Origin of the sequence: Wolbachia endosymbiont of Pentalonia nigronervosa (assembly GCF_014534705.1) — a bacterium.
Classification (GTDB): Bacteria; Pseudomonadota; Alphaproteobacteria; order Rickettsiales; family Anaplasmataceae; genus Wolbachia.
In genome coordinates this window covers 1-10,066 of sequence record NZ_JACVWV010000043.1, presented here as the reverse complement: position 1 = coordinate 10,066, position 10,066 = coordinate 1, and the positions used below count along the sequence as shown (strand labels likewise).

13 protein-coding genes and 1 pseudogene are annotated in these 10,066 nt (G+C 35.1%); 8 read left to right on the top strand and 6 right to left on the bottom strand.

Annotated features, from left to right (window positions below; translation table 11 throughout):
- The 3 genes and pseudogenes from IC220_RS04820 to IC220_RS04810 all read right to left on the bottom strand — a co-directional run.
- Nucleotides 1–125: pseudogene (locus tag IC220_RS04820) on the bottom strand (IS256 family transposase); the annotation flags it as partial.
- 259 nt (nucleotides 126–384) lie between these two features.
- Entirely contained in the window at nucleotides 385–837 is a 453-nt protein-coding gene (locus IC220_RS04815) for a hypothetical protein (protein WP_188153410.1), read from the bottom strand.
- 93 nt (nucleotides 838–930) lie between these two features.
- The gene (locus tag IC220_RS04810) at nucleotides 931–1,293 is read right to left on the bottom strand and encodes a hypothetical protein (RefSeq protein ID WP_188153409.1); all 363 of its coding nucleotides are present in this window, start codon (nucleotides 1,291–1,293) and stop codon (nucleotides 931–933) included.
- Between the two features lie 180 nt (nucleotides 1,294–1,473).
- Here IC220_RS04810 and IC220_RS04805 point away from each other — a divergent pair, with 180 nt between their 5' ends.
- The gene (locus IC220_RS04805; protein WP_188153408.1) at nucleotides 1,474–2,673 is read left to right on the top strand and encodes a dicarboxylate/amino acid:cation symporter; all 1,200 of its coding nucleotides are present in this window, start codon (nucleotides 1,474–1,476) and stop codon (nucleotides 2,671–2,673) included.
- Entirely contained in the window at nucleotides 2,660–3,259 is a 600-nt protein-coding gene (pyrE, locus tag IC220_RS04800; protein ID WP_188153407.1) for an orotate phosphoribosyltransferase, read from the top strand. The genes IC220_RS04805 and pyrE overlap by 14 nt, the downstream gene beginning before the upstream one ends.
- Here pyrE and IC220_RS04795 read toward each other — a convergent pair.
- Nucleotides 3,245–3,634 carry an MJ0042-type zinc finger domain-containing protein gene (locus IC220_RS04795; protein ID WP_188153406.1) on the bottom strand — a complete coding sequence of 130 codons (390 nt, stop codon included), beginning with the start codon at nucleotides 3,632–3,634 and terminating at the stop codon, nucleotides 3,245–3,247. The genes pyrE and IC220_RS04795 overlap by 15 nt on opposite strands.
- 50 nt (nucleotides 3,635–3,684) lie before the next feature.
- Between IC220_RS04795 and dapD the strand changes: the two genes are divergently transcribed.
- Nucleotides 3,685–4,503 (top strand): 2,3,4,5-tetrahydropyridine-2,6-dicarboxylate N-succinyltransferase, encoded by an 819-nt coding sequence (gene dapD, locus IC220_RS04790; protein ID WP_188153405.1) that lies wholly within the window; start codon nucleotides 3,685–3,687, stop codon nucleotides 4,501–4,503.
- Between the two features lie 2 nt (nucleotides 4,504–4,505).
- Here dapD and IC220_RS04785 read toward each other — a convergent pair whose 3' ends face one another.
- Together IC220_RS04785 and IC220_RS04780 are read right to left on the bottom strand one after the other, a co-directional pair.
- Nucleotides 4,506–4,805: a DUF2610 domain-containing protein gene (locus IC220_RS04785; protein ID WP_188153404.1), complete on the bottom strand. Its 300-nt coding sequence runs from the start codon at nucleotides 4,803–4,805 to the stop codon at nucleotides 4,506–4,508.
- Between the two features lie 2 nt (nucleotides 4,806–4,807).
- Entirely contained in the window at nucleotides 4,808–5,176 is a 369-nt protein-coding gene (locus IC220_RS04780) for a hypothetical protein (protein WP_188153403.1), read from the bottom strand.
- A gap of 102 nt (nucleotides 5,177–5,278) precedes the next feature.
- On the opposite strand from IC220_RS04780, the gene IC220_RS04775 reads away from it, so the two are divergent.
- The 5 genes from IC220_RS04775 to IC220_RS04755 form a co-directional block, all read left to right on the top strand.
- A complete protein-coding gene (locus IC220_RS04775; RefSeq protein ID WP_188153402.1) occupies nucleotides 5,279–6,322 on the top strand; it encodes a class I SAM-dependent methyltransferase in 1,044 nt (347 codons plus the stop codon).
- Between the two features lie 107 nt (nucleotides 6,323–6,429).
- Nucleotides 6,430–6,804: a 30S ribosomal protein S12 gene (gene rpsL / locus IC220_RS04770; protein ID WP_188153401.1), complete on the top strand. Its 375-nt coding sequence runs from the start codon at nucleotides 6,430–6,432 to the stop codon at nucleotides 6,802–6,804.
- Nucleotides 6,805–6,808: 4 nt separating this feature from the next.
- Nucleotides 6,809–7,288, top strand: coding sequence for a 30S ribosomal protein S7 (gene rpsG, locus IC220_RS04765; protein ID WP_188153400.1), 480 nt, complete (start codon nucleotides 6,809–6,811; stop codon nucleotides 7,286–7,288).
- A gap of 21 nt (nucleotides 7,289–7,309) precedes the next feature.
- Nucleotides 7,310–9,382: an elongation factor G gene (fusA, locus tag IC220_RS04760; protein WP_188153399.1), complete on the top strand. Its 2,073-nt coding sequence runs from the start codon at nucleotides 7,310–7,312 to the stop codon at nucleotides 9,380–9,382.
- An 11-nt stretch (nucleotides 9,383–9,393) separates the two neighbouring features.
- On the top strand, nucleotides 9,394–10,066 hold a 673-nt coding region (locus IC220_RS04755; RefSeq protein WP_188153398.1), incomplete at its 3' end, for a GTP-binding protein.

Below are 10,066 nucleotides of genomic sequence, written 5' to 3'. Positions count from 1 at the left end.
AAAGGTGTCAGTGCTCCTTCTCTTCCGGTTAGTGGTTTACCTTCTCTTATAGATGACAGGATATTTGTCTCTAATTCTTGATAGTTTACTAATCCAACATAGTTGTTTGCTCTTTTTTCTTTCATTTGTTAAACCTCCATTTTTTATATCATTAATATATCATTTTTCGGTTTGACACAGTTTATTTAACACTCCCAGCAATTCTGGAGATTTTGTCCATTGATCACATATGAACTCACAATATCTCTATTGCAGCTCCTTTCCCAAAAATTTTAATTCTTCTTTATTCATACTTACCTCTTAATATAAAATTAATTATAAAGTATTATCGTTTTATATTGATTTGTAAAGTTATTACTCAAAGTAGATTAAGTATTCTACTAATTAAATATATGCTTCCTTTGAAAAGCATTGTGTCACTTTTTCAACTATAGGATCAATAATATAATCTTTTACAAGTGCAGCTGACACCGTTCCAGTTACTCCTATAACTGCGCCAACTAAAATAGCCGGCCATGTGCTTAACATTACACCAGGAAACAGAGAGTGTGCAACAGCACCAAGGGCAACACCCACTACTGAAGCAGTAATTATCAGTTTACTAGCGCCCATTATTACCTGACCGCAATTACTCGGTGCTTTCTTATCCTTTATATATAATACACACCCTACAACTACCGCAACAACTGCCAACCCCGCCCAAAATGAACAACCAATAATACCACCAATGACTAAAGGTGATAGGGTTGTAAAACTTAAGCCAAAACCTATGATAGATCCTGCTATAGCTCCTTCTAAAGAAATATCTTCTACAATTTCTAAAATTTTTTTACCCATACTTCCCTCTTAATATTAAATTAATAACTAAATATTACAATCTTATACTAACTTGTAAAGTTATTACTCAAAGTAGATTAAGTACTCTACTGATTAAATATATGCTTCATTTGAAAAGCATTGTGTCACTTTTTCAACTACAGGTTCAATGATATCCACTGCTGCAAGCCCGGATAACATTATTCCTAGCATTCCTATTGCTGCACCAGCTAAAGCAGCTGTCCACATATTTAACATTATGGCAGGATTTACAGCAGCACCAAGAACAACACCAACAGCAGTAGTGATAATAGGAAGAATGATCATGCCTATGGTTTGCTTTAATTTTGGAGCTTCTTTGTGCTTACGTATTATACCCAAAGATTCTAATATAAAAACTGTTGCTGCACACGCTACCATAGACGAAAAACCAATAACACCACCAATAACTAAAGGTGATAAAGCTGTAAAGCTCAAACCAAAACCAATGAGAGCTCATGTTGCAGCTATTGGCCCAAATACTGAAATTATTTCTTTAGTCATACTACCTCTCGTTAATATTAAATTAATTATAAAGTATTATGATTTTATATTGATTTGTAAAGTAGACTAAATGCGCTACTGATTGTACAATGTCACTTTGAAATTTTATTTCCAATGCATAAGTTTGCAATACTCTTTTCTATACTGTTTGCAGTAGTTGCTTATTACTTAAATAATGAAGTTATATTTGAGATAGCAAAGCTACTGAGTGATGTGTTCATCAGTTTATTAAAGCTGATCAGTTTGCCTCTGGTTTTTTTGTCTATAGTATCTACCCTTTCAGGGCTAAAGGATTCCATTGAAATAAAGAACTTAATTAAGAAAATATTATTTTATACCCTGCTAACAACAATTGCTGCTGCAGTTGTTGCATTGTCACTTTATCTGTTAATAGACCCAGCAAGAAAACATTTCGTAAGCAATACAATAGAGAGTGTAAATAGCAATAATCACAGTTATTTCTCATATTTAAAATCTCTTGTTCCTTCCAATTTTGTTCAGGTTTTTCTTGAAAATAATATTATCGGCAGCATATTGATAGCCTTTTTAATGGGTGGTGCTATTATCTCTCTGACCAAAGAAAAACAAGATATATTGCATCTAGTGTTCTCCGCACTTTTTGATATGCTACTTAAAATTGCTCAAATATTATTAAAATTTATTCCTCTTGCAGTTTGGTCTTTCATCACATGCTTTTTACATGAATTAAAAGGTGATAACGAATTCTATAGCCTCTTGTGGTATTTTGCTTGCATAATGTCTGCAAATTTTATTCAAGCGTTTTTAATTTTACCGCTACTTATGTGGTATAAAGGGATATCACCAATGCAGACGTTTAAAGGAGTTATACCAGCATTAACGCTTGCATTTTTCTCAAAATCATCCAGTGCAACATTACCGACAACCATAAATTGCGTACAGAATAATTTGAATGTGCCAAAGAAATTATCGTCCTTTACTTTACCAATATGCACGACGATCAATATGAATGCCTGTGCTGCTTTTATATTAATTACAGTAATATTTGTTGCAGAAGTAAACGGATATACCTTTTCCTTAAGTGAAATGTTTATCTGGATCTTTCTAGCAACTGGTGCGGCAATTGGCAACGCCGGAGTGCCAATGGGATGCTACTTTATGGCTACTAGCTATTTAGTATCAATGAATATTCCCTTACACGTTATGGGCCTTATCCTGCCGATTTATACAATAATAGATATGTTTGAAACGGCAATAAATGTTTGGTCTGATGTTTGCATTACTCAGGTGATTAATAAAGAATATAATGGTGAAAATAAAAATGATATTGAATGAAAACGACCCAATAATAAAAGAATTTAAAGAAAGTAAAGCTATTTTGCGTGGACACTTTGTATTATCATCAGGATTACACAGTGATACATACATACAGTGTGCTAAAATTTTTGAAAACCCTGACAGAGCAATGAAGATCTGTGCAGCATTAGTAGATAAAATAAAAAAGGAATTGGATAGCCCTGTGGATTTGATATTATCTCCTGCAATTGGTGGAATAATTGTGGGTTATGAAATCGGTCGGCAGCTTGGGGTAAGAACAATGTTTTGTGAGCGTGTTCATGGTCAATTTGAGCTACGTCGTGGATTTGAAATTAAAAAAGGTGATAAGATATTATTGGTTGAAGATGTAATCACTACGGGTAAATCTTCACTTGAAGCTGTAGAGTGCATAAAGAATTGTGGTGGGCAAGTTATTGCTGAAGCTGCACTCATCAAAAGAAAAAGCGACACAAAGTTACCTTTTCCCGTCATCCCTCTTATTGAATTGAATGTCAAAGACTACAGTGAAGCAGAACTCCCGGATGAACTAAAACAATTACCAGTCAGTAAGCCGGGAAGTAGGGAGTATTTAACTACTCTTTAAATGGGACAAGAATAAATAATCTTGATGCAGCTCATTTGTTGTAGCAAACTTTCTTGTATATGAATTGTTTGCTTGCTCTTTTTTATACCCTGACAGTTTATAACTGATTGAATCTTTGTACGTATTGTATACCCTCTTCACTTCACCTGGGCTAACTATTACAAAACATAATGCCATAAATGTAACGCAAGCAAAGGTAGTAAAAGCTAAAAAGTTACCTTTTTTTGCTTGTGTACCAGCAGAGGGCAGTTCATTTGGTGGATACTCATACCACACATAATTACAGCTTGTACATTTTACTTTCCTTCCGGATTTACCAATTTGATCTATAGATACTAAATAAATTTTAGCACAGTTCTTACATTGTATTTTCATAGCATTGATATATAGTTAATAATGACCCGTGTCAGTTTAATATCAATATAATGAAAAGCTTGCAACTAAAAACAATACAATGTGGTATAGAAAACATCTGGGAGAGTAAAGACAATTTTAATAATTTAAAAAAATCAGCAAAAGTAATAATCCAAGACGTAATCGAACTATTAGACAGTGGCAAAATTAGAGTGGCAGAAAAAATGTCTGATGGAAGATGGATAACACACGAATGGATAAAGCAGGCAATATTGCTTTATTTTCTTATTGAAGAAAGTAAAATGCTCGGTCATGGTTGTTTTGATAAGATCAATAACAAATTTGATGGCTGGAGTGAAGAAAATTTTCGTGAATCAAAAATTAGAGTAGTGCCTGGATGTTTTGTGCGCAAATCTGCGTATATAGGAGCAAATGTTGTTTTAATGCCAAGTTTTATCAATGTTGGCGCATATGTTGACTCAGGAACTACGATAGATACCTGGTCAACAATTGGAAGTTGTGCACAAATAGGAAAAAATTGCCACATTTCTGGAGGAGTAGGCATAGGTGGCGTGCTTGAACCTATTCAAAATTCTCCAGTTATTATAGAAGATAACTGCTTTATTGGAGCACGAAGTGAAGTAGCCGAAGGTGTTATCGTGAGAGAAGGATCAGTTTTAGGCATGGGAGTATTCATTGCAGCATCAACAAAAATTATTGATAGAGAAACCGGCAAAACATTTTACGGTGAAGTGCCACCGTATTCTGTAGTAGTACCGGGATCTATACAATCTAAGAACAATATCTCAACTTACTGTGTGGTTATAGTGAAAAAAGCAGATGAAAAAACTAGATCAAAAGTCTCTATAAACGAAATGCTAAGAAATTAAAGTTACTGCTTATCATCACCTTGCTTGTCACCACTTTGTTTATCGTTATTGCTCACTACAGTAATAGCATATGCACATAACTCTGAAAAAGAGATACCATTTTCTTGAGATAACGTATGCAACCTTTGCAAACTTTCTTTGATTTTATTAGGAATATTTCCTCCACGCTCCTTTGCAAGCCAAGAATCTTGATGATGGATCGGGTGAGTATCACTTTTTGGACTTCCTATATATATTGCAAAAGGTGAACTTTGACCCTTAAAATCGCATTCCACAGTAAATTTTCTTATAGATTCAGCCATCTTTAAACACCTCTACCTTTTTTTGTAATTGACTTTGCATTAGGTAAGACAGGCGGACTTTCGACAAAGTCAGACTTAGCTGTACCCTTTTTGTTTTGCAAAGCTCGACGAACGTCAGATTTAGTTAATCGTGATTCTTGTGGTATTTTCATTCCATGCTTCACCATCATGTTTGCATATAACAACACTTTCTTAACTAGCTCTAAATCACCATTTAGCATTTGCACTAATACTTGAAACACCTCTGCTAAGGTTAAACCATCAGCACTTATAACCTTATTTTCTATAAAGCTAGCAATTTCTTCTAGTTTATCATCATCTTGAGATGCAAGAGCAATATAGTTGGTATCATCTGGTTTATAATCGTCCATAACTAAAGCACTGTAGTTTGAACTCTTTTTATATCATATATACACATACACTTCTACTATCTTAATAATATGACATACTATTGTTAAACTTTTATTAATAATATGCTCACTTATATACATGAACTAATCGACAGAAACAAAGGGTCAATATCAATAAGTGCTTTTATGGATGCTGCCTTATACCACAAAAAATATGGCTATTACATGAATAAAGTACCGTTTGGTAAAAATGGTGATTTTGTCACTGCCCCTGAAATTAGCCAATTATTTGGTGAGATAGTAGCAATATGGGTGATGCATGCGTGGGAGAAGCTAGGCAAACCAGAAAAATTTTCTTTGGTTGAGCTTGGGCCTGGTAAGGGAAGTCTAGTTCGCGATATAACAAGAGTCACTAAAAAGTACAATAATTTTTGTCATTCAATGTCACTTCACTTGATCGAAGTTAGTCCTATTTTACGCAGCATACAGGAGCAAATTTTAAAGGATTTAAATATTGAATGGCATGATGGCATCGACAATTTACCAGAACAACCAACCATATTTATAGCAAACGAGTTTTTTGATGCTCTGCCAATTAACCAATTTACCTACAATAAGGGACAATGGTATGAAAACAGAATAGCAAAACAAGATGATAGTAGTTTTAAGATCGTACAAGCTGAAACGATAGATTTTTACAATGCAGTTAAAGTAATGATGGGCTGCGAAAATTTGAATGGAAAATTTTTTGACGGTGCAGTGATGGAAGTATCTCCATTAGGAATTGAGATACTGAGTAGGATCGAAGAAAAAATATATAAAAATAAAGGTGCTGCTTTGATCATAGATTATGGTTATATATACCCTTCCTATAAAAGCACCCTGCAATCAATAAAGCAACACAATTACTCCAATTTTCTCGAAGATGTTGGTAGTAGTGATATTACTGCACTTGTGAATTTTCAAGCATTAAAACATTCATTGCAATATGCAAATTGTGAAATTTTAACTCAAAGAGAAATTTTATATTTATTTGGCATAAAAGAAAGGGTGCAAAATTTAATGAAAAATGCAAATAATATGCAGAAAAACAAGATCTTTAATGAATTTTTAAGGCTAACTGAGAATATGGGTACTCTATTTAAAGCCATGCTGATTTATAGCTAAAAAACAAGGTTTTTAATATTTTCTAAAAAGCTCATTTTTATATTGACTATTTAGGTTTATTATTTTATAAATAGAAACTTAGTTATTTAATGAGTTTGAGTTTATATATGCCTACAATAAATCAATTAGTACGCAAGGGTAGATCAAAATTAGTACGTAAAAAGAAAATGCCAGCTCTTGGGCAAAGCAATCCTCAGCGTAGGGGTGTTTGTACTAAGGTATATACTACAACTCCTAGAAAGCCTAATTCGGCATTGCGTAAAGTAGCTAGGGTAAGAGTTAGTGGTTATGGTGAAGTAACAGCATATATACCTGGTGAAGGTCATAATTTGCAAGAACACTCAGTTGTTTTGATACGTGGTGGGCGAGTTAAAGATTTGCCTGGTGTACGTTATCATATAATAAGAGGTGCTCTTGATTTGCGTGGTGTGCAGAATCGTAAGAAAGCTCGCTCGAAATACGGTGTAAAGAAATCTGGTTAAAATTATGGCTCGTCGCAATAAAGCAAAAAAAAGAAAGATTAATCCTGATTCACGTTATAGTAGTGTTCTATTGATGCGTTTCGTCAATACAATTATGAAGTCTGGTAAGAAATCTATAGCAGAAAAAATTGTTTATGGCGCTTTATCATTAGCTGAAAAGAAAACAGGCGAAAATGGGTTGTCAATTTTTGAAACGGCAGTAGAAAATGTTACACCTTCTATAGAAGTGCGTTCTAAGCGTATAGGTGGTGCAACTTATCAAGTACCTGTGGAAGTTCGAAAAGATAGAGCTGTTTCTTTAGCATTGAGATGGATTGTTAGGTCAGCTTCTGCCATGCGAAAAAAGGGCAAAAAAACTTCTGCTGATTGTTTGCACTCTGAGATACTGGATGCATATAATAAACGTGGTGGCGCGTTTAAAATGTGTGAAGAAAAATATAAAATGGCTGAGGCCAATAAAGCATTTTCTCACCTTCGTTTTTAATGTTAGCGGATTGATTACAATATGGAAGTTGAAATATCTAAATACAGAAATATAGGGATAATGGCTCATATAGATGCTGGTAAAACTACCACAACAGAGCGCATTTTATTTTATACTGGTAAGGAAAATAGAATTGGTGAAGTGCATGATGGCGCTGCCTCTATGGATTGGATGGAGCAAGAAAAAGAGCGTGGTATTACAATTACATCTGCTGCAACAACATGTTTTTGGGATGATCATAGAATTAATATTATAGATACTCCTGGTCACGTTGATTTCACTATTGAAGTTGAAAGATCTTTGAGAGTTTTAGATGGTGCAGTAGCTGTTTTTGATGGAGTTGCAGGAGTGGAGCCTCAATCTGAAACTGTTTGGCGTCAAGCTGATAAATATAACGTTCCTCGTATCTGTTTTGTGAATAAAATGGATAGAATAGGTGCTGACTTTTATCGATGTGTTGACATGATAAAAGTAAAGTTAGGTGCAGTACCTTTAGTAACTCAATTACCAATAGGAAGTGAGAAGGACTTTAAGGGTATAGTGGATCTTGTAACTATGAAGGCTATTATATGGCAAGAAGAATCACTTGGAGCTAAATTTTCTTATGAAGATATCCCATCCGACTTGCTTGATAAGGCTAAAGAATATCGACATCTTTTATTAGAAGCTGCAGCAGAAATGGATGATGAAGTAATGAATATTTACTTTGAAAATAATGATATTCCAGTTGATTTGTTAAAAAAATGTATAAGAATTGGGGCTATTAAAGGTAAATTTGTTCCTGTGTTATGTGGGTCGGCTTTTAAGAATAAGGGCGTACAGCCTCTCCTAGATGCTGTAGTTGATTTTTTACCCTCTCCTATTGATGTCGATACGATTACTGGAACTGATCCGAAAGATTTGGAAAAGAAAATTGAAATAAAACCTTCAGAAAAAGAAAAATTTGCCGCTCTTGCGTTCAAAGTTATGACGGATAAATTTGTAGGTAGCTTGACATTTATTCGCATTTATTCTGGTAAATTGAAGTCTAAATCTACTGTTTTAAATGCAGCAAAGAATGAAACCGAAACAATTGGTAGAATGTTGCTTATGCATGCAAATAATAGAGAAGATATCACTGAAGCTAAAGTGGGAGATATAGTTGCTTTGGTTGGATTAAAGAGAACGATTACTGGTGATACTCTATGCTTGCCCAATTCTCCTATATTACTAGAGCGTATAGAATCCCCAGAGCCTGTTATTGAGATTGCTGTGGAGCCTAAAACTACTTCAGATCAAGAAAAGCTGGGAATGGCTTTAAATAGGTTGGTCGCTGAAGATCCTTCTTTAAGCATGTCAGTAAATGCGGAAAGCGGTCAAACTATATTGAAAGGTATGGGTGAATTGCATCTTGAAATTATTACTGATAGAGTAAAGCGTGAGTTTAATGTTGGTGTTAACGTTGGTGCTCCACAGGTTGCATATCGTGAAACTATAACTAAGTCCGTTGAAATTGATTATGTTCATAAGAAGCAATCCGGTGGTGCTGGTCAATTTGCTAAGGTTAAAATAAAATTTGAGCCGCTTGAGCCTGGTTCAGGGTTTCAATTTGAGAGCAAAATTGTAGGTGGTGCTATTCCAAAGGAATATATTCCTGGTGTACAAAATGGTTTAGAGCTGATAAAAGAAGGTGGTATTATTTCTGGTTTTCCAGTGATTGATTTTAAAGCTACCCTTCTTGATGGAGCATTTCATGAAGTTGATTCAAGCCCTTTGGCTTTTGAACTTGCTGCAAAAGGTGCATTTAAGGAAATGGCAAACAAAGCTGCTCCTAAAATGTTAGAGCCTATAATGAAAGTTGAAATTATTACTCCTGAAGAGTACATGGGTGATATTATGGGTGATGTAAATAGTAGAAGAGGACAAGTTTCAAGTATGGAAGCGCGCAATAATAGCACTATAATCTTGGCTTTAGTGCCTCTTGCAAGTATGTTTGGTTATATAAATGTTTTGCGTTCTATATCTCAAGGAAGGGCGCAATATAGTATGCACTTTTCTTGTTATGAACAAGTGCCACAGTATGTGGTTGATGAGTTAAAGTTAAAATATAATTAGGGGTAATAGTTATGACAACAGTAGTAGAAGCATTTGGCAAGCCGCACGTAAATGTAGGAACGATAGGGCATGTGGATCATGGAAAAACGACATTAACGGCAGCGATAACAAAGCATTATGGAAATTTTGTAGCATATGACCAAATAGATAAAGCGCCAGAGGAAAGAAAAAGAGGAATAACGATAGCAACAGCGCATGTTGAATACCAAACAGAGACTAGACATTATGCACATGTGGACTGTCCTGGACACGCGGATTATGTAAAGAATATGATAGTGGGAGCGGCACAGATGGATGCTGCAATATTGGTGGTATCGGGGGTTGATGGTCCGATGCCACAAACGAGAGAACATATCCTGCTCGCAAAGCAAGTAGGGGTTGGATATATAGTGGTGTATATAAATAAGGCCGATGTGGCTGATCCTGACATGATAGATTTGGTGGAAATGGAAGTGAGGGAATTGCTCACGAAATATGGTTTTCCTGGAGATGATGTGCCGGTAGTGGTGGGTTCTGCGCTGAAAGCGTTGGAAGATGAAGATAGTGAATATGGAAAGAAATCGATAGAGAAGTTAATGGAGAAATTAGATGAATATGTAGCGGTACCGCCAAGGCCGGTAGAATTGCCGTTTTTGATGCCTGTAGAAGATGTATTTTCAATATCAGGGCGAGGAACGGTAGTAA

Coding starts and splice junctions, on each gene's coding strand:
- IC220_RS04815 (WP_188153410.1), bottom strand. CDS start 837: ATGGGTAAAAAAATTTTAGAAATTGTAGAAGATATTTCTTTAGAAGGA.
- IC220_RS04805 (WP_188153408.1), top strand. CDS start 1,474: ATGCATAAGTTTGCAATACTCTTTTCTATACTGTTTGCAGTAGTTGCT.
- pyrE (WP_188153407.1), top strand. CDS start 2,660: ATGATATTGAATGAAAACGACCCAATAATAAAAGAATTTAAAGAAAGT.
- IC220_RS04795 (WP_188153406.1), bottom strand. CDS start 3,634: ATGAAAATACAATGTAAGAACTGTGCTAAAATTTATTTAGTATCTATA.
- dapD (WP_188153405.1), top strand. CDS start 3,685: ATGAAAAGCTTGCAACTAAAAACAATACAATGTGGTATAGAAAACATC.
- IC220_RS04785 (WP_188153404.1), bottom strand. CDS start 4,805: ATGGCTGAATCTATAAGAAAATTTACTGTGGAATGCGATTTTAAGGGT.
- IC220_RS04780 (WP_188153403.1), bottom strand. CDS start 5,176: ATGGACGATTATAAACCAGATGATACCAACTATATTGCTCTTGCATCT.
- IC220_RS04775 (WP_188153402.1), top strand. CDS start 5,279: ATGCTCACTTATATACATGAACTAATCGACAGAAACAAAGGGTCAATA.
- rpsL (WP_188153401.1), top strand. CDS start 6,430: ATGCCTACAATAAATCAATTAGTACGCAAGGGTAGATCAAAATTAGTA.
- rpsG (WP_188153400.1), top strand. CDS start 6,809: ATGGCTCGTCGCAATAAAGCAAAAAAAAGAAAGATTAATCCTGATTCA.
- fusA (WP_188153399.1), top strand. CDS start 7,310: ATGGAAGTTGAAATATCTAAATACAGAAATATAGGGATAATGGCTCAT.